Origin of the sequence: Streptomyces europaeiscabiei (genome assembly GCF_036346855.1) — a bacterium.
GTDB classification, from domain to species: domain Bacteria; phylum Actinomycetota; class Actinomycetes; order Streptomycetales; family Streptomycetaceae; genus Streptomyces; species Streptomyces europaeiscabiei.
Genome location: NZ_CP107841.1, coordinates 252,617 through 271,855 on the forward strand (window position 1 = coordinate 252,617; position 19,239 = coordinate 271,855).

General features: G+C 70.8%; 15 protein-coding genes. 5 read left to right on the top strand and 10 right to left on the bottom strand.

Features of this window, described 5'->3' with window-relative positions; all coding sequences use genetic code 11:
• Positions 1-94: 94 nt before the first annotated feature.
• Positions 95-886, bottom strand: a complete 792-nt coding sequence (locus OG858_RS01170; RefSeq protein WP_319266111.1) for a hypothetical protein — start codon at positions 884-886, stop codon at positions 95-97.
• Positions 887-1,936: 1,050 nt separating this feature from the next.
• Positions 1,937-3,079, bottom strand: coding sequence for a substrate-binding domain-containing protein (locus OG858_RS01175; RefSeq protein ID WP_319266113.1), 1,143 nt, complete (start codon positions 3,077-3,079; stop codon positions 1,937-1,939).
• A gap of 416 nt (positions 3,080-3,495) precedes the next feature.
• Here OG858_RS01175 and OG858_RS01180 point away from each other — a divergent pair, with 416 nt between their 5' ends.
• The 4 genes from OG858_RS01180 to OG858_RS01195 are packed head-to-tail and all read left to right on the top strand — an operon-like array spanning position 3,496 to position 7,490.
• Complete coding sequence (locus OG858_RS01180; protein ID WP_319068557.1) at positions 3,496-5,994, top strand: sensor histidine kinase; 2,499 nt, start codon at positions 3,496-3,498, stop codon at positions 5,992-5,994.
• Positions 5,975-6,451 (top strand): roadblock/LC7 domain-containing protein, encoded by a 477-nt coding sequence (locus OG858_RS01185; RefSeq protein ID WP_037698046.1) that lies wholly within the window; start codon positions 5,975-5,977, stop codon positions 6,449-6,451. Before OG858_RS01180 ends, OG858_RS01185 begins: the two co-directional genes overlap by 20 nt.
• A 30-nt stretch (positions 6,452-6,481) precedes the next feature.
• A complete protein-coding gene (locus OG858_RS01190; RefSeq protein WP_086752620.1) occupies positions 6,482-6,928 on the top strand; it encodes a DUF742 domain-containing protein in 447 nt (148 codons plus the stop codon).
• Entirely contained in the window at positions 6,876-7,490 is a 615-nt protein-coding gene (locus tag OG858_RS01195; protein WP_037698049.1) for a GTP-binding protein, read from the top strand. Before OG858_RS01190 ends, OG858_RS01195 begins: the two co-directional genes overlap by 53 nt.
• 985 nt (positions 7,491-8,475) lie before the next feature.
• On the opposite strand, the gene OG858_RS01200 is transcribed toward OG858_RS01195, so the two are convergent.
• Genes OG858_RS01200 through OG858_RS01230 form a run of 7 tightly spaced genes read right to left on the bottom strand, consistent with a single transcriptional unit; the run spans position 8,476 to position 17,182 of the window.
• Complete coding sequence (locus tag OG858_RS01200; protein ID WP_060893783.1) at positions 8,476-9,204, bottom strand: alpha/beta fold hydrolase; 729 nt, start codon at positions 9,202-9,204, stop codon at positions 8,476-8,478.
• 34 nt (positions 9,205-9,238) lie between these two features.
• Positions 9,239-9,994: a maleylpyruvate isomerase family mycothiol-dependent enzyme gene (locus OG858_RS01205; RefSeq protein WP_319266117.1), complete on the bottom strand. Its 756-nt coding sequence runs from the start codon at positions 9,992-9,994 to the stop codon at positions 9,239-9,241.
• Positions 9,991-10,824, bottom strand: coding sequence for a fumarylacetoacetate hydrolase family protein (locus tag OG858_RS01210; RefSeq protein WP_086752618.1), 834 nt, complete (start codon positions 10,822-10,824; stop codon positions 9,991-9,993). Before OG858_RS01210 ends, OG858_RS01205 begins: the two co-directional genes overlap by 4 nt.
• Positions 10,821-11,951 carry a cupin domain-containing protein gene (locus OG858_RS01215; protein WP_328545233.1) on the bottom strand — a complete coding sequence of 377 codons (1,131 nt, stop codon included), beginning with the start codon at positions 11,949-11,951 and terminating at the stop codon, positions 10,821-10,823. Before OG858_RS01215 ends, OG858_RS01210 begins: the two co-directional genes overlap by 4 nt.
• Positions 11,941-13,614, bottom strand: coding sequence for a (2,3-dihydroxybenzoyl)adenylate synthase (locus OG858_RS01220; protein ID WP_086752614.1), 1,674 nt, complete (start codon positions 13,612-13,614; stop codon positions 11,941-11,943). The genes OG858_RS01215 and OG858_RS01220 overlap by 11 nt, the downstream gene beginning before the upstream one ends.
• An 11-nt stretch (positions 13,615-13,625) precedes the next feature.
• Positions 13,626-15,668, bottom strand: a complete 2,043-nt coding sequence (locus OG858_RS01225) for an acetate--CoA ligase family protein (protein ID WP_328545232.1) — start codon at positions 15,666-15,668, stop codon at positions 13,626-13,628.
• A complete protein-coding gene (locus tag OG858_RS01230) occupies positions 15,665-17,182 on the bottom strand; it encodes an FAD-dependent monooxygenase (protein WP_327723140.1) in 1,518 nt (505 codons plus the stop codon). Before OG858_RS01230 ends, OG858_RS01225 begins: the two co-directional genes overlap by 4 nt.
• 183 nt (positions 17,183-17,365) lie before the next feature.
• Here OG858_RS01230 and OG858_RS01235 point away from each other — a divergent pair, with 183 nt between their 5' ends.
• On the top strand, positions 17,366-18,199 hold the full coding sequence (locus tag OG858_RS01235) for a PaaX family transcriptional regulator (protein ID WP_086752608.1): 834 nt from the start codon (positions 17,366-17,368) through the stop codon (positions 18,197-18,199).
• Positions 18,200-18,444: 245 nt separating this feature from the next.
• Here the strand turns inward: OG858_RS01235 and OG858_RS01240 are convergent, their stop codons facing one another.
• The gene (locus OG858_RS01240; protein ID WP_086752606.1) at positions 18,445-19,227 is read right to left on the bottom strand and encodes an IclR family transcriptional regulator; all 783 of its coding nucleotides are present in this window, start codon (positions 19,225-19,227) and stop codon (positions 18,445-18,447) included.
• Positions 19,228-19,239: the final 12 nt, after the last annotated feature.

Genomic DNA, 19,239 nt, shown 5'->3' on the forward strand with positions numbered 1-19,239 from the left:
TACAAGGATCTGCGCCCCCTTGCCTTCCGACGCCCGGCCCGATTCCCGAGGCGTTCTCGCCGCGCAGTGCGCCCTGTCCTCGCCCTCCTCGAACTCAGTCGTCGTTTCTGGTGTTCTCACTCGACAGGAACGTCTGGCGTGCCCAGAGGCTCAGCAGAGCGATCCCGCCGACCAACAGCGGCACCGGGTCGCGGGCGGGAGGAGCCAACACATAACCCAGCGCCGTGACCGTGCAGACCGTCAGGGGGATGAACGCCGCCGCACCCTCTATCCCCCATCGCAATGTCGGCTGAGCAGCACCCAGGACGCTGGCCCCGCCGGGCACCCAAGGGCCGACCGCAACCACCAGCAGGCCCGCGGTACTGCAGGCGTCGGCCAGCTGACAGGACATCGCCTCGGGGCTGTGCGGGCCGACCGTCCACAGTCGCAGCGTGTCGCCGATCAGCATGAGGGACAGCCCGCCGATCCCGACCCACAAGGTGACTCTCTGGTCGCTCCGTACTAGACGGCGCAGGGCGAACAGAAAACTGAGGAACACGACCTCCGCGGTCCACAGGACACCGACCATCCCCGTCCCCAGCCGCCAGCCGTCACTGGCCCCCCGCAGCAGTACCCATCCCGTCATGAACACGGCCCCGGCTGTGACGACCCCGTCGAGCACGCGCCGCAGCAGGACATGCCGGCCTTTGCCCGCGTCGGCCGCGACCACCAGACCGGCCATGCCCAGGCCGATCGCCAGCGTCACTCCGGTGACCACCACCGAACCGAGCAGCGATCGCTCGTCCCGTGCCTCACCCGGAGGGTGGGCCGACAGCACGTGGACCGCCCCGCGGTACACACCCCCGGCTACCGCCGAGCCCCCCATCAGCAGCAGACGCGTCCGCACCCGTCCACTCACCCCCCACGCTCGGAGCGCCAGAGAGGCCGCCAACCCCCAGCAACCGGTGGACGGCCCGAAAGTCACCATCCGCGCCGCCACGCTCCCGGCCGTCCACGGCCCGCTGAGAGTCAGCACCGTTCCCATGAGGCAGGCCAGGCCCACCGCGGCCCAGGCCCACGCCCCGTTCCGATGGCAGCGACCCGTCCGAGCCCTGAGCACGTCCGGCGACTTCCCCAATCCCGACATCAGGTGCGCCCTTCCAGCGGTCCCCCGCCCGCAGGGCCTTTCCAGCAGCCCCCGGATCCCTTCAGGAACCGTAGAAGACTCGCCACCTGCCCCGAACTGAACAGTCGACTCATTCACTCGTACTGCGTAAGGGAGGAGTGGAGGAGGGATCACCGGTCTCGGGTCTGCGAGGCCATCACCCGACGGCCTCGCCACCACCTGCACCCCTATCGAACCAACAGGCGACGTCCGGATGTTCCTGTCCGGCCTGCGGTGTGTTCCGCCGCGCGCCGGACATCGGGCAGTATGCCCCTGTGCCCGTCACGTCGTCGGCGTACTGCTGGGGTCCCGGCTCGCCCGGCCGATGAACTCGGCCGACCGCAGTCACTGGATGGCCGAACAGTCACGACTGATCATCGCGCTGGTCACACCACCGCTCGGCGACACCGTGACCGTGGTGGCCGACGGCTTCGGTTTCGTGGCCGCTTTCGTCTGTGGGGTCGCCTTTCGCGAAGGCCGTGATGGCGGGTCTGCCAACGCCAACACCCTGCGCAGCGTGATGAACAGACACATCACCACGGTGGCGGACCGCTACGAGGCCCTCTCCATTCCTGTCGGCATCAGGACAGCCGGGTCCACCCGCGACCGCCACGCACATCAACTGTGCGGTAGCAACCGGTGGATGGGGCCCCGCTCCAACCGTGATGCACAGCCTCCTCACCGGAATCGATCAGGGGCACCGGCGAGTCCGAGTCCTGCTCGGCCGCCGCACCCTCCGGTCCGTCGTCACACTCGCTGCTGTCCCTCGCCCTCCCGACCGCCCACCAGCCCCTACTTGTCCCAGATCTTGCGGTAAGCCTGACGGTAGCCCTCGGAGTCCCAGGAGAGCGCACCGCCGCTGTTGTCCGCGGTGGTGACGTGGACAGGGGCGACGTATCCGCTGGCCGGCTCGCCCGCGAAGGCGCGGTTGAACTCGTCGACGATCTGCCATCCCTGTTCGGACAGGGGCTCGGGCACGGTGGCGGACTGGAACTGCTTGCCGTTGATCCGCTCGAAGGCTGACGGGTCACCGTCGCCGGCGCCGATGTTGAACGGGGCGCCGGCGCCCTTGTGACCGGCGGCGCGCAGCGCTGGTGCCGCGTGGTCGAAGTACAGGTCGTTGATCGCGGCGGAGTAGGTCCATCTGTCGCCGAAGCGGGATTGGAGGGAGGAAACCTTGTCGACGGTGCGGCTGTTGGCCTCCGGGATGGGGATGTCCTCGTAACTCAGCAACTCGACATCGGGGCAGGTGGCGAGTCTCTTCTTGATCAGATCGGACTTCCGCTTGGCGAACGGTATCGAGGCGTCGGTGAACAGCACCACGCCGGCGCGGCCGCCCGAGCGGGCGATGATCCAGTCGGCGCTGATCTCCGCGACTTCCTCGACCTTGGTGGTGACGTTGCTGAAAAGCTTCGGATCCGTGCTGGGCCCAGGGGTGGCCGTGGCGTGCCAGCCGATCAGCGGGATGCCTGCGGTGTCCGCCTGTTCGACCTGCTTGGCCACGGACTTGGGGTCGAAGCCGCCGATGACGATGCCGGAGGGCTTGAGAGCGAGGGCCTCGGCGAAGGCCGCCCGGATGCCGGCGGGCGTGCCCTGCCCATCGATGGTGCGGACGTCCCAGCCGAGGACCTTCGCCGCTTCCTGGACGCCCTTGGCGACTCCGGAGACACCGGGGTTGGTCATGGTCTGGGCGACATAGGCGACGGTCCTGCCTGAGACGGCCTCAGGTCCGGTGGTGGGGCCGCCCCAGGGGGCGTTGATGTCCTCGGCCTCCCGCACTGCCTGTTTCGCCTCGTCGAGGACGGCAGGGCACCCCGGCTCCCGCGAACCGGCGGTGGACGTGTTGGTGGTCGAGCCGCTGTCACAGCCGCCGACAGCAGTGGCGACGACCAGGAACGTGACGGCTGCCGCAGTCGCTTTGCGGGTGGAGTGCACGGGGTCTCCTCAACTGGGCACAAGGGGGTACGGGTTGCGTGGGGGGAGGAGAACGATCCGGCAGACGGCCGGAATCGCAACGGCGGCAGCACCTCGGGCTGCGGCCCGGTGGGTTGTCGCGGTGGGAATGTAGCAGGGCATCGACCGGCCCCTCCACGGAGGTGGCACCGCTCAGTAGGCGCGCGTGAACAATTCGTAATCAATTCTTGATTACACACAGGCTCACAGCGATCACACAGACGATAGTCTCCGACCGACCGGATCCGGACACATGACGTGATCCCGTCGTTCACGTCACCTGTCCGATCGCTCATGCCCGGCGACACCGTGCGAGCGTCGGGCCCGCTCCCGTTCGTTGACGGTCCTGCCGCAACGACGCCGCGGTCGCCACTCACCAGAACTCGAAGGAGGCCAGCGTGCCCACGAACACAGTGGAGCCGCCGCCCGGACGCAGGGACCGGACTCCTCCGTTCCGTCGGAGAGCGGTATCCGTTCTCGCCCGCTGGCCGTTCCGGCGGAAACTCAACGTGCTCGTCATCGCGCCCATCGCGGTCGTCGGCGTACTGCTCGGCATCGGCGTCACGGGCCAGATCGAGCAGGTCCGCGACGCGGACCGGATCGCCGAACTGGTGCGCGACAGCGAACAGGTCACGGCGCTCATCAACGACGTACAGGCCGAACACCGGCTGGCACTCCTGCTGTCCGTGCAGTACGAGGCGGACCGCCCCGGAACCGCCCATCCGTCGACCACGGCCTACCTGGAGGCACAGCAGGCCACCGACGCACGGGTCGCCGCCGTGCGGTCCGCGTTCCAGTCGAGCCTGCCCGCAGAGGAGACACAGGCACTCGAGTACATCGGCAGCCTCGACTCCCTGCGCGAGAAGCTCGGTCGCGGCTATGTCCCCGCCGCCAACATCGACCCCGCCTACGCCGCCGCGGTCGGCTACCTCATCGACGGCATCGGACTCGACCGCTTCGCCGCGACGTCGGAGTCCTCGGTCACCAATCTGCTGGACGCCGTACTACGCGCGGACGCGGCCCACGCGGCTTTCGAGAGCGCCGTGTTCTCCGCACAGACCCGAGACGCGAACGCCCTCACCGAGTACACCCGCGCGGTCGGCGCCCACGAGCTCTTCACCTACCAGTCGGACCGTTTCAGTCGTATCGCCACGCCGGAGCAGGTCCTGAACATGGACGGCATCGAGCGCAGCGCCGAACAGTACGACGTCACCTCCCAGTTCGCGGAGCTCCAGGTCGATCCGGGCTCCCTGCAGTCTCAGACCACACGGGAACTGCGCGAGAAGATCGCCGCCGGAGAGCAGCAGGCCGACACACGCCTCGGCATCACCCGGACGCTGATCAGGCAGACCGCCGCTCAGGCCGACTCGCTTTCCGCGAACGCCCTGCGCAAGGCATGGTGGATGCTCGGCGCGGCCCTGCTCGGCTTCGCCGTATGGCTGGCGTTCTGTGTCCTGGTCCGGCGCTCGGTCATCCGCCCCCTCATGGCCCTGACCGGATCCGCCCAGCAGGTGGTCGAGGCCGCGGACGAGGAACTCGCCCGGGTCGCGGACGACGAGTGGGCCGGCAGCACCCCGTTCCGGCCGCAGGCCATCCCGGTGCCGGTCCGCGACGACATCGGGGAGTTGGCCGAGGCGTTCAACCATGTGCAGGTCACCGCCTCCGCGCTGCTGGAGAGGCAAGTACTGAGCCGCCGCAACGTCGCCGAGATGTTCGGCAACGTAGGGCGCCGGGTCAGCAATCTGACCACCCGACAGCTGACGCTGATCGATGCCGTCGAACGCGAGGAGACCGACCCCGACCTCCTCGACCGGCTCTACCGCATCGACCACATCGCCGTACGCCTCCAGCGCAACGCCGACAGCCTGATGCTGCTCGCCGGAATCCGGGAGACCGACGTCGAGGCCCGGCCGGCCACTCTCGTCGACGTCATACGCTCCGGCCTCGGCCGGATCGAGGGCTACCAGCGGGTGTCCCTGCGGTCCGAGACGGACATCACCGTAGGGCCCGACATCATCGGCGACCTGACGCTGCTGCTCGCCGAACTGCTGGAGAACGCGGTCTCCTTCTCCCCGTCCGACACTCCCGTCGAGGTGGTGGTGCGGCCCGGTACGGACGTCACCAAGGACGGCGGGGCACTGATCGAGGTCATCGACCACGGCCTCGGCATGAGCGCGGAACGCCTCGCCGAGGAGAACGCCCGCCTCGTCCGCAGGGAGCGGCTCGACCTGGTACCGACCAAGGTGCTCGGCCTCTTCGTGGTCGGCAGTCTCGCCCGCCACCTCGGACTGCGCGTGACCCTGAGTCGTACACCGGGGGGTGGTGTCACCAGCACCGTCTGGATCCCCTCCGTGCTCCTGCTGGCGATGAGCCTCGTGGACGCCACACCGCCCGTCGTCACGGGCCCGACCGGGACCGCGGCAGCGCCCACGACGCAGCAGCGCGGCCTCGGTGGCCCGCCGCTGGACGTCCTGAGGCCCGAGCGGACTGCCGCCGCCACCGCCGAACCGGCCACCGCGACCGTTCCCGAGCGACGGCCGACCACCGTGTCACCTCGCAGCGGCCTGCCCCGACGCGTCCCGCCTCGCCTCGGCGCGACGAGCACCACCACTACCGAGGGGCTTTCGCCGACAGCCGCCCGGCCACTACGACGACGGGTCCGGGGCGCGACGCTCACGGTGACCACCCCGGCCGACGACCGAAGCATCCCACCGGTGCGACCGCCTCTCGACGCCGACGCCGTCCGCTCGGAGATCGACGAGTTCGAGGCCGCCGTGCGCAGGGCGGAGCAGGACAGTGCCGCGCCCCCGGACGGAGCGGGCACCACCGCAACACCAGAAACTCCAGAAACCCCAGAAGGCCAGAAGGAGACGGGCAGTGACCACGTCGACAGGTGACAGCACCCCCGAACAGGCGAAGCCCAACGACCTGCGAACCGCGGCAGCCGACTTCACCTGGTTGCTCGACCGCTTCGCCACGGACACCGCCGGTGTCGTCGACGCCATCGCGGTGTCGTCCGACGGCCTGCTGATCGCCGTCTCCCAACTACGCGACAGGGCCGACTCCGAGCGGCTCGCCGCGATCGTGTCCGGCATCACGAGTCTCGCCGCAGGCGTCTCCGGCAACTACAGTCTGGGCGGTCTCAACAAGGTCATCATCGATCTGGAGGGCGGGCATGTACTGGTGTCGGCCATAGGCAACGGCGCCGTGCTCGGCGTGGTCGCCTCCAAGGAGGCGAAACTGGGCAACATCGCCTACGAGATGACCCTCTTCGCCAACCGCGCCGGGGCCGCACTCACCCCCCAGCTGGTCATGGAGCTGAAGAACAACGTCGGCTCCACACCGGCCGGCTGACCCATCCCCGCAAGGCAGGAGGTCGTCGGCATGGCCGTCGGTGGACCAGGACCACATGAGGCAGCAGAGGACATCGAGGGCGGCCCGCCGGAGCCGGTCGGCCGCGCCCCCGCGGTGCGGCCGTTCCTGCTGACCGCCGGCCGGGTCTCGGGGAGGGGCGCAGCGGCACCGATCCCGATCGAGACCCAGATCGTGGCGACCTCGGCCGGGCTCTCCGTCCTCGGCACGCTCGCCTTCGAACACCACGACATCGTCGCCGCCTGCCGACGGCCGCAGTCGGTGGCGGAACTGGCCGCCTGCCTGCGACTGCACCTCAACGTCGTCCGGGTGCTCGCCGAAGACCTGTGTGCCGCCGGGCACCTGGCGGTCCATGTGCCCAACGCCCGGACCGCCCAGGACATCTCCGTACTGCGAAGGGTTATCAATGGTCTCCGTGCCGTCCCCGATTCACGGGGCACACTCCGCGACAGCGGCTGAGCAGCCGCCGCTACCGGTCAAGCTGGTCATCGCCGGCGGCTTCGGGGTCGGCAAGACCACCACCGTGGGCTCGATCTCAGAGATACGACCGCTCACCACAGAAGCCGCGATCACCGAGGTCGCGGCAGGCGTGGACGACCTCACGCACACTCCCGGCAAGACCACCACCACCGTCGCCCTGGACTTCGGCTGCATCACCCTCGACCCGACCCTGAAGCTGTACCTGTTCGGGACACCGGGCCAGGACCGGTTCGGCTTCATGTGGGACGACGTGGTCGAAGGCGCCCTCGGTGCCCTGGTGATCGTGGACACCCGACGCCTCGACGACTGTTATGCGGCCGTGGACTACTTCGAGCACAAGCGGATCCCTTTCGCGGTCGCCGTCAACGCCTTCGACGGGGAGGTCGAGCACGACCTGGACGAAGTGCGGTGGGCACTGGACATCGCGGAACACATCCCGCTGATCGTCTTCGACGCACGCAGGACGGGCTCCGTCCGTGACGCGCTCCTGGTCGTACTCGACGTCGCCCTCTCCCGCGCCGAAACGGCTGCGGCGACCTGACTCTCCCAGCTCGCCTGGGGCGGCAGTCGGCGCCGGCGCCTCGCATCTCGCATCTCGCACGCGGGAACGCGGGAGCAGGAGCCGGTGCGGATCAGGTCACCGGCCTTCAGGACCAGGACCGGCTCAGGTGGTACACGCACTTGAACGGCCACAGCCGGCCCGATCGGTGGGGACGGCATCGACTCCATCCCACGCCTGCGCCCGCGTTCCCCCGGCTCCGTCGTTTGGATCACCTGGGGGTGCTGGGTACTGCACGCTCGGCGGCCAGAGGCTTCGAGTCGCTTATCGACCTTGGGTTTCGCAGCCTCCGGGATCATCCCGAGCGGTTCCTGTCCCACCGCATCGGCGGATGCCCGAGCTTGATCCGGTCAGGGTCGTCGAGAACCGCACGACGCGTGCCAGGCGACCCCGGCTGTGCAGCATGGTGGGTCACAGGTCCCGGAACTCCGGCGACCGGTGTTCCGTCAGATGGACGCGCAGGGCAATGCCGATACATCGTCGTCGATGCACTGCCTACGGCTGTTCGACCGCAACCTTCAAGGGTGCTCTGAACGACAGCAGCCCGAGCATGGATGGTTCCGGCGCCCCGGTCGCCAGCCGGATGTCCGGAAGGCCCCGCGCGCTGCTCGCCCCAGGACCACCGCCGCCTCCGTGCGTGCCGAGGAAGCGCCAGGGCGGCGGTGGCGACCGGCGCCGAAAGCCGGATGATGCCGGACGTTCGCCCGGTTCGGGCGCATCCGTTCGGTCTCCGGAACAACCTCCGGATCGGATCCGCTGCCCACGAGCAACGGTGCTCCGGCCGGCAGTCGCGCCTCGCCGAGCCGAGTGGCCCGCGCGCTCACCCGGCGCCACGTTGTCACCGGCCCTCTCGCCGAAGGACCTCCTCCACCCATGCCTCGGCCGGGCAGCAGCATGCGACGGGCTGCCGGCCATGCCCGGCGCGGGTCGGATGTCCTTCTCCGCGTGTGACGCGAGAGCCGTCGTCCTACACCGCGCAGGCCCGGACGAACGCGTCGGCCAGTTCGGCGGGGCGGGTGAAGAGTGCCTCGTGGCTGCCCGGGGTCTCGATGAGCAGCGGGTTCTTGAGCCGCTGGGGAAAGCGGGGGGCCCAGGCCCACTCGCCGGGAAGGGAGAGGTCCTCGGTGGACAGGACGTAGGCGGTGGGAATGTCGAGGGCGGCGAACGCCGTCGTGTCCGGCTTCTCGGTGAAGGTGCCCAGAGGCTGCGGGACGAGCAGGGAGTGGATCATGCGCTGGGTCTCCTCATCGGCGTCCTGCATGAACGCCTGCTGGAAGACCTCCAGGGGAAACGTCACCGTGTCGTTGCCGGAGGCGGCCGCGACGGCGTGGAACATCTCGCCGTAGTGCGGCGGACAGGCGTCGATCAGCGACTCGCCGTCCTGCGGCACGAACGCGCTCCAGAAGACCAGGCGCCGAATCCGGGCCGCGAGCTTCGGCGCCGCGCCGGTCAGGACGTAACCGCCCCAGCTGTGGCCGACCAGGGTGATGTCGGTCAGCCCGGCACGTTCGACGTAGTCCACGAGGCTGTTCACACAGTCGGTGAGGGTGACGCCGCGCGGGTCGTCGTCAGCGCCGAGCCCGGCCAGGGTGGGGGTGTGCACCTGGTGTCCGGCGGCTCTCAGTTCGTTCGCGACCGGGCGCCAGGCCCATCCGCCGTGACAGGCTCCGGTCACCAGGACGAAGGTCTCGCTCATGTCGATCTCCTTTGCTCGATAGGACACAGCCGGCTCACAACCAGCGTGGAACGTCCGGAAGTTCTCCCGTGACGTGCAGTTCTTCGGTTCCGCTCCGGCCGGTGAGCCAGGCGGCGACGGCGTACGGCGGTCCACTGACCGTGGCGCCGGGGGCGGGCGTGCCGAGGACGACGGTGTCGTGGCCGTCCGCCGACAGTTCGGCACCGACACCCGGGCCGAGGCGGGCCGACATCCACCCGGCCACATCGCCTGCGAGGGCCCAGGCGAAGTCGGGCGGCAGCGCGTCCATGCCTACGCCGACCTGCAGATCGACCAGGTGGATCCACACTTCGCGGGCCCGCAGCCACGGCACTTCCGACGCCGGGATCTCGCGGCCCTGCGCGCTGACGACGGTGGCCGACCAGGCGTCGGCCGAGAGTGCCTCGGCGGCTTCCCGGAAACGCGTGGCGGACTCCCGTACCTCTGCCTGCTGTTCGCCCAGGGGGCGTCCGGCGCCCGCCTCTATGTCCGTGGCGCGTTGGTCCGGCGAGGCGTACATGGGCGTACGGATCCCGGTCCGCGCCCAGGTCAGCAGGTTGACCAGGGCGTCGGCGTTGCGCGCGAGGTGGGTGAGGAGGTGGCCGCGGGTCCAGCCGGGGAGGGCGGACGGCTCGGTCACCGCGTCGGCAGGCAGCGCGTCGACCGCCTGCTGCAGCGCGAGCTGCCCCGCCTCGGCCCAGGCCCGAGACCGCACGACGGGAACGGGGGCGAGGACCGGGACGGGAACGGGAACGGGAACGGGGACTGTCACAGCTTGTCCTCGACGATGGTGTTGACGCACTCCCCTATGCCCTCCACCACGGTCCGTACGACCTGGCCGGGCTTCAGGAACACCTTGGGATCGCGGGCCGCGCCGACCCCGCCCGGGGTGCCGGTGAGCACGAGGTCGCCCGGCTCCAGCGTCGTGAACGTGCTGAGGTACACGGCGATGTCCGCCGGGGTGAAGAGCAGGTCGGACGTGCGCGAGCGCTGCATGACCACGCCGTCCACGTCAAGGCGGATCTCCAGGTCGGCCGCGTCGTCGATCTCGTCGCCCGTCACCAGCCAGGGCCCCGCCGGGGTGCTGGCCTCCCACGCCTTGCCCTGCAGCCACTGCGGGGTGCGCCACTGCCAGTCCCGCATGGAGATGTCGTTGACGACGGTGTAGCCGGCGATCGCGGCCGCCGCCTCCTCCTCCGTGGCCCGGCGGCGCAGCCGGGAGCCGATGACGAAGCCGAGTTCGGCCTCCCAGTCCAGTTGCTCCGTCTCGCCCGGGTGGACGATGTCGTCGCGGGCACCGAGCAGGACGTTGGCGAACTTGCCGAAGAGAGCGGGGTGCGACGGCATCTCCCGGCCCATCTCCGCGATGTGGGTGCGGTAGTTGTGGCCCACGCAGAAGATCTTGGCCGGGGTCGTGACGACCGGGGCGAGGTCGAGTGCGGTCGCGTCGTGCGCCGGGCCGTCGGCGGCGGCCGCGTGGCTACGCCAGTCGGGGCGGCGCAGCAGGGCGGCGACGTCGGGGGCGCCGGTCTCCACGGCCCTGGCGCCGTCGATGCGGACGGCCGCCGTACCGGCGGCGGTGCGGATGGTGGCGAGCTTCATGCGCGGGTGCTCCCGGAGTTCCCAGCCGTGTGCGGCTTCTCGGTGGTTTCGGTGCGGGCGAGGTTGAGCGCCTCGTAGAGGGGCGCGTCGCCGAAGGTGAACAGGTCGAGCTGTGAATGGGCGGCGATGGTGAGCGCGCACCAGGAGGGGACGGCGATCAGGTCGCCGGCGGACACCTCGATCACGCGGTCGTCGAGGGTGACGGTGCCGCTGCCGCGGAAGACCTGCCAGACCGAGGAACCCACCGTGCGGCGGGTGGCGGTGGCCGTGTGCGGGCGCAGGCGGTGCATCTCGGTGCGCAGGCTCGCCAGGGCGTCGCGGCCGGTGGCGGGGTTGGTGAAGCGGATGCCGGCGTGGCCGGGCTCGATGACGCCCGGGTGTCCTTCGTCGGCCAGCTCCAGCTGGGCGGTGAGGGCGTCGTCGGTGTCGGCCCAACGGTAGGCCATCAGTGGGGAGTCGGGGCTGTCCTCGGCCCCGATCGGGCGCAGTCCGGGGTGGCCCCACAGCCGCTCGTTGCGTGACCGGGTCGGGGTCGAGCGGTCCGACACGCCGTCCTCGCCGAACTCGAAGAACCCGGCGTCCAGGCGGTGCACGAGCGGTATGTCGAGGCCGTCTAGCCAGACCATCGGCGCGTCGCCGACGTGATGGTGGCCGTGCCAGTGCATCGACGGGGTCAGCAACAGGTCGCCGGGGCGCATCTCCACGGCGTCGCCGTTGACGACCGTCCACACGCCCTCGCCCTCCAGGATGAACCGGAACGCGCCCTGCGAGTGGCGGTGCGCGGGGGCGACCTCGCGTGGGCCCAGATACTGAATCGCCGCCCAGAGATTGGGAGTCGCGTACGGCCGTCCGGGCAGGCCGGGGTTGGCGAGCGCGATGGCGCGGCGCTCACCGCCGCGCCCGACCGGCACCAGGTCTCCGGACCGGCGGGCGAGCGGCAGCAGGGTGTCCCACTGCCAGACGTGCGGGACCGCTTCGGGCTGCGGGGTCATCGGCATGAGGTTGCCGATCTCGGTCCACAGAGGGATGAGCCCGGCCACCGCGAATCCGTCGTACAGCTTCCGGAGTTCGGGGTCCGTCTCCTCCGGGGCTATGACGGGCGCCATGCCGTCGGTGTCACTGGTCATCAGGGGTTCCTTCGGCGTCGAGCCGGCGCGTGATGTCGGCGCGCAGCGCTTTCTTGTCGATCTTTCCGACCTTGGTGGCGGCGAGTTCGGGGACCGTCACCAGCCGGTCGGGGAACTTGAAGCGCGCGATACCGGCGCGCTCCATGACGTGGTGGATGTCGTCGAGGGTGACCGTGTGGCCCGGTTCCGGTACGACGTAGAGACAGACGCGTTCGCCGAGCCGGTCGTCGGGCATCGCCACGGCGGCGGCGCGGGCGATGCCGGGGGTCTGGTAGGCGAAGTTCTCGATCTCCTCGGCGGAGATGTTCTCCCCGCCTCGGATGATCATGTCCTTGTCGCGGCCCTCGACGACCAGGTTGCCGTCGGGCAGCAGCCGCACGATGTCTCCGGTGCGGTACCAGCCGTCCTCGGTGAACGCGCGGGCGTTCTGCTCCTCGGCGCGGTAGTAGCCGCGCGGGGTGTACGGGCCGCGGGTGAGCAGCACACCCGGGGTCCCCTCCGGGACGGGGTTGCCCAGCTCGTCGACGACGAGGATCTCGTCGTCGTCGCACATGGGGCGCCCCTGGGTCGTACAGATGACGTCCTCGGGGTCCTCCAGGCGCGTGTAGTTGAGCAGCCCCTCGGCCATCCCGAACACCTGCTGGAGCGTGCAGCCCAGCTCGGGACGCACCCGGCGGGCGACGTGGTCGGCGAGCCGGGAGCCGCCGACCTGGAGCAGACGCAGCGAGCCCAGGTCGGTTCCGGGGTGTGCGCGATGGTGGTCGAGCCAGCGCTGGGCGATGGCCGGGACCAGGGCCGAAGCGGTGACTCTCTCCTGCTCGATGAGCGGGAACGCCTTCTCGGGGTTGGGGGACCCCAGCACCACCCGGCCGCCGTTCAGCAACGCGCCCAGCAGGCCCGGGCAGGCGAGCGGGAAGTTGTGTCCGAGGGGCAGCGCGGCGAAGTAGACCGTGTCGGCTCCGAACGCGCAGACCTCGGCGCTGCGGCGGGCGTTGTAGACGTAGTCGTCGTGCGTGCGGGCGATGAGCTTGGGCAGCCCGGTGGTCCCGCCGGAGAGCAGGAAGACGGCGATCGAGCGGCTGTCCGGCCGGTACGCGTCCACGGCTGCCCGGTCCTCGGGGGTGCCGGGCGCGGCGCACAACTCCCGCAGGTCCACGGCGTCGTCGCCGGGTTTGTCGCCGAGTACGAGGATGTGCTGAAGGGTGGGCGAGTCGTCGGCGACCTCGACGGCCATCGACTGGTGGTCGTGGTCCTTGAGGACGTCCGGCACCGCGATGGCCACGGCCTCGCTGTGCTCGACGAGGTGGCCGATCTCGTGTCTGCGGTGTCCGGGCAGTGCCATCACCGGGATGACGCCGAGGCGCAGACATGCGTATGTGAGGATCACGAACTCGGCGGTGTTGGGGAGTTGCACCACGAGCCGGTCGTCCGGGTGGAGCCCGAGCGCGGCCAGGCGCAGGGCCACGGCGTCCGCCCGTTCGGCGAGTTGCCGGTAGGTCAGCCGCCGGTCGCCGTCGACGAGCGCGACCGCGTCGGGGGTGGCGTCGGCGGCGGCGTGGAGCCGGTCGCCGATGGCGTGACCTTCCCAGTGGCCCTTCGCGGTGTAGCGCTCGGCGTATTCCGCGGGCCAGGGGACAGCACCGTTGCTGCTCGGCCTTGGCATGATCGTTCTCCTCAGGTGCGGTCGGCCGTGTGCACGATCACGGCGTCCAGGGCGATCAGCCCGTCGGCGGTGAGCCGCAGGGGGTTGATCTCGATCTCGGCGGTGTCCGGACTCGCGGCCAGGGCGGCGGCGAGCGCCGCCACGATCCGCCCGAACTCGGCCCGGTCGAGCACCGGCCCGCCGCGCCAGCCGTCGAGCAGGGCGCGCGCGGCCAGGTCGTCGGGCATCCCGGCGGCCTCGGCGGCGGAGAGCGGCGCGAGCCGGATCGCGACGTCGGCGAGCGCCTCGGCGGCCGTGCCCCCGAGCCCGGTGAGGACGACCGGCCCGAACACGGGGTCCCGTCGTACGCCGAGCACGAGGTCGACGCCGGCCGGGGCCATCGCCTCCACCAGGTAGCGGTGGTCGGGACCGATGGCGTCCAGTGCCGCGTCGAGTTCGTCGGGGGTGCGGACGCCCAGGTGGACTCCCCCGATCTCCGTCTTGTGGAGGATCGCGGCGTCGAGCACCTTCACCGCGACGGGCCCGCCCAGCAGGCGCAGGGCGTAGTGGGCGTCGGCGCGGGTGTCGCAGGCGACGCGGTCGGGAGTGCGGATACCGAGCCGCGCGAGGAAGGCCTTGGCCGCGTCCTCGTCCAGGGGGCCGACGGGCACGGAGGCGGCCGTCTCCCGCGAGGGCTCGCCGGCGCGCACGGCCCGCTGCCGGGCATGCGTCACCAGTGCCCGTACGGCGTTGGCGGCCGACGCCGGTCCGGTCAGCGCCGGAATCCCCGCCTTGTGCAGCCGCGCCCGCTGCTCGGCGACGTCCTCGGGCAGGCCGCCGACGGCCACCACGGCCGGGGACCGGGCGCCGAGGCCGGCGTCCTGCGCGGCCGAGGCGAGGTCGACGCTGTCGGGCTCGGTCAGGGCGTAGACGGCGAGCAGGTCCACCGCCGGATCCGCGGCCGTGGCGTCGAGGACGCGGGCGAAGGTCTCGGCGGGTCTGCCGGTGTCGACGGGGTTGCGCTGATAGGTGAGCGGGGGCAGCAGTTCGCCCAGTGTGCGCTGTGTGCTCGCGGCCAGCTCCGGCATCCGGACTCCGTCGGTGCCCGCCCGGTCCGCGAGCAGCAGCCCCGGCCCGGCCTGGGCGGTCACGATCGCGAGCCCCGGGTCCGGATGCGGCCGCAGCCGGACACGCGACAGCGCGGTGAGCGCGTCGACCATCTCCCGTTCGTCGTCGACGACCACCGCCCCGGCCTGCCGCAGCGCGGCGCGTGTGGTCCGCCAGGAGGTGGCGAGCGCGCCGGTGTGCGACCGGGCGAAGTCACCTACGTCACTGCGGCCGACGACCAGTGCCACGACCGGCTTGACGGCGGCCACCAGGCGTACGGCCTCGACCAGCCGTGGCCCGTCCGGAACCGTCTCCAGGTGCAGTGCGACGGCTGTCGTACGGCCGTCCCCCGCGAGGTGTGCCAGGACGTCCGCGGCGGTGACGTCGAGGCCTGCCCCGATGCCGACGCCGAGGCTGATGCCGTTCCCGGCGGCGACGAGGTCGAAGGAGAGCGCGTGGTTGACGCCGCCGCTGGCCGCGACGACCGCGATGTCCCCGGCCGGCAGTTGCCCGGCCGCCGGCACGAAGCTGGCTGTCAGGCTCAGGTGAGGGGCGAAGAACCCGGAGGTGTTGGGACCGAGCAGACGGATCCCCGTGTGCCGGGCGACGCGGCGCAGTGCCTGAGCGTACTGCTCGCCCTCGGGGCCCGCCTCGCCGAAACCGCCGGCGCAGACGAGCGCGGCACGGCAGCCCGCGGCGGCGGCCTCGGCCAGGGCCTGGGCGCAGCCGGCCGCCGGTACGCAGAGTACGGCCAGGTCGAGCCGTCCGTCGGTGTGCGCGGCGGCGTCCGCGACCGAGGCGTACATGCCGGCGTCGGGCTCGGGGCGCCGCGCGTTGACCAGGGCGCGGGCGCCGGGGAAGGAGGCCAGCGAACGGGCCATGGCGGCACCCAGCTTGCCGCTCTGCCGTGAGGCGCCGATCACCACCACACCCTCGGGCTCGAACATCGGCGTCAGGTTCGTGCTCATGCCTGCTCCCCCGCCACCAGGTCGGCGCGCCCGGACAGCAGCAGCGTCTCGGCCCGGTCGTCGTCCATCGTGTCCTCCACGATCAGTGCGGGTACGCCGTGCTCCAGCCGGATCTGTTCGGCGAGCAGCGACCGGGTGAGCTGGGTTCCACCGTGCACGGCGACCAGGTCCGGGGGTGTGTCGCCACTCAGGGCGTCGGCCAACTCGCCGTAGCTTTGGGGTAGTTGGGTCTCATCCTGTGGTGCGGTGAGCCACAGGCACCCCGCGGAACGCAACGCCGCGAGCTCCGCCGCGGTCAGCCGCCGTCCGCTGAACTCCCGGAACGGCGTGTCCAGGGGATCCAGCCCTTCGTGCGCCGCCCGCCAGTGCTGTACGGCCTGCTCGACGAACTCCGGGTCGCGGCGTGCGATCCGTTCCTTGCCGATACTGCGGGAGATGAAGTGGAAGGCGAACTGCGTCGGTTCGAACGCGTCGTGGTAGCGCCCGAAGTGCTCCCACCATGACAGGCTCGGCCGGGCAGCGCCCTGGATCTTCGCCACTGAGGGCTGCCGCGCCGCCTCGTACGCGTTCAGGGCGCTCGCAAGGTCGTCGCGGTGGGCGAGGAGGCTGTCGGCGAGGGCGACGGCGTCCTCCATGGCCATCTTGGTGCCGGAGCCGACGGAGAAGTGCGCGGTGTGCGCGGAGTCGCCGAGCAGAACCACGTTGCCGCTGTGCCAGCGCCGGGTGCGCCGGGTGCGGAAGTTGCCCCAGCGGGAGTTGTTGACCAGCAGTTCGTGCCCGTCGATCTGCTCGGCGAAGAGCTTCTCCAGGTAGTGCTTGGTCTTCTCGTCACTCGGGCCGGGTGGTTGCGCGGTGTCGAACTCGTCGAGGCCTGCCCGCCGCCAGGACTTCTCGTCGGTCTCGACGATGAAGGTGCTGAGGCTGTCGCTGATCGGGTAGCCGTGCACGGCGAAGGTGCCGTGCGGGCCGTGCTCGTGCACGAAGGTCAGGCCGTCGAAGAGGTAGTTCGTGCCGAACCAGATGAACTTGGCGGTCGCGACCTCCACCTCCGGCACGAGCACGTCGGCGAGACGGTCACGGAACCGGGAGTTCGCCCCGTCCGCGGCCACGATCAGGTCGTAGTCGGCCAGTCGCGCGGGGTCCGCGGGAACCTCGTGGCTGAACCGGAGTTCGACGCCGACCTCCTCGGCCCGCCGGTGCAGCAGGTTGAGCAGGGTCTTGCGGGTGATGGCGGCCATGCCGTTGCCGCCGCACCGGATCCGCTGCCCCTTGAGCCGCACCTCGATGTCGTCCCAGTGCCGGCCGTGCTCCGCGAGCGCGTCGCGCAGCACGGGATCCGCGGCGTGGATGGCGGCCAGCGTCGCGTCCGAGAACACCACGCCGAAGCCGAAGGTGTCCTCCGGGCGGTTCCGCTCGAAGACCGTCACCTCGACCGACGGATCGGCCTGCTTGACGAGTGCCGCGAAGAACAGCCCGCCGGGGCCGCCCCCCACACAAGCGATCCGAGAAACCATGGCTCCTGCCTCCACGTCGAGTACAAGCCCAGACTCAGGCCCGGACGCATCTTGTGTCAATGGATACACGGACGTCAATCATTTGTTACGCATTGCCGAGACGGCTTCACCACGGGAAACAGTGGTTCCTTGGCCGGATGCCTCATCATTACGACGGCCGTCCCGTGTGACATAGTCGATTCTGTGAAGCCTCGATCGATCGTCTTCGACCTCTTCGGCGACTACGTCCGCTACCGTGGCGGCGCCGCCCGGCTGCGCACCCTCAGCACACTGATGGGCTGCTTCGGTGTCGGTGAGAGCACGGTGCGGGTGGTTCTCGCGCGCCTGCGCAAGGAGGGCTGGTTCGACGTCCGGCGCGAGGGCAGGGAGACGCTGTACGCGCTGAACAAGCGCAGTCTGCACCTCCTCGACGAGGGCCGCTCACGCATCTTCGACCGGGCACCGTCCGACTGGGACCGACACTGGTACATGGTCATCTACTCGGTCCCCGAGAGTGAGCGCGGTGTACGCGACCGCATCCGCAAGGACCTGGCATGGCTGGGCTTCGGCCCCCTGGCCCCGTCCACGTACGTCTCCCCGCACGACCGGCTCCAGCAGGTCCGGGAGAAGTTCGCGGACGAGCCGGCCATCCGCCTGGACACCCTGCGCTGCCAGTCCGGCGGGCTGCCCGTCGACCGCGAGATGGCGGCGCGCAGCTGGGACCTCGCCGCCCTCAACGAGGACTACCGGGAGCTGCTGCGCACCTATCGCAGCCGCATGCCGTCGTACCGGGCCGGGCATCTCAGCCCCGAAGAGGCGCTGGTCGAGCGCATGCGGCTGACCTACGACTACCGCAAGTTCCCCTTCCGCGACCCGGACCTGCCGACCGAACTCCTCCCGGCGGGCTGGGTGGGCCAAGAGGCGCACGAGATGTTCCTGGAGGCCCACGAGATCCTCGGCCCGTCGGCCGAGACCCACTACGACGAGGTGGCCGGCCCGCGTCCCGACGAGTCGGCCGGCCCGCGTCCCGTCGCGTAGGGCATGCCCGGCGGATCAGGTCGCAGGAGATCGGCGGCGCCTTGTCGACGCCGTCGAGCGGTGCCTGGTGCGTCGAGCTGCAAGGCGGAGGAGGGCGTCGACGTGACGGGGGTCCCTCCCGCGCGAACGAGGTCGAGAGTGGGGGGAGTCGGCAAACCGACGACAACGCCGCAGTCCGGCGTGGCAGACCTCGCGTCCGCGGGATGCTCCGCCAGGCAAAGCACCCGAGGTCCGTCCCCAGGGCACTACGACAGGTACCCCAGCTCCTGCGACGCCGCGGACACGGTGTCGCGCAGTTCGCGGGTCACCTCGGCCAGGTGGTCCGGGGTGCCGAGGCTTTCGGGCAGGACGACGGAGACTGCGAGCGGCAGCGGGTCGTTCGCCGCGAAGACCGGCGCGGCGACCGAGATGATGCCCGGGATCACGCCGCTGTGCGTCACCGCGTGCCCCTCCTCCCGGACCTGTGCCCGGATGGCCGCGAGGCGCTCGCTCGTCCACTCCGCCTCCTTGCCACGGAGCTCTCCGCTCAACACCTCGCCGGTGAGGCTCTCGGGCAGAAGGGCGAGGAAGACCTGCCCCACGGACGACGTGAGCAGGGGAAGCGTGGCGCCGACGCGCACCGTCAGGGGCAGTGGGCGGGTGCCGTACGCCCAGCTCACCACGAGCGGACCGCGGTCCCCCCACACGGCCAGGTTCACGGAGTGGCCCGTACGGTCGCGGAGCTGCATCGCGTGGCCGCCCGCCACCGCCACCTCGTTGGTGCGACGCAGCGCTTCGGCGCCCATGCGGCGCATCGCGGCCCCGAAGTCGTAGAGACCGGAGGCGGGATCCTGCGAGGTCAGCCCTATGCGACCGAGGCTGACGAGATAGCGGTGCACCTTGCTGGGCTGCATGCCGCTCGCCTGCGCGATCGCCGACAGGCTCAGCGCTCCGCCGCCGTTCTCCAGCGCCAGCAGGACCCGCATCGCGGTCTCGACGGACTGAATGCCCTGACGCTCCCCGTTCTCCCTGGGGTCGGTCTCGGTCACAGCGCGCTCTCT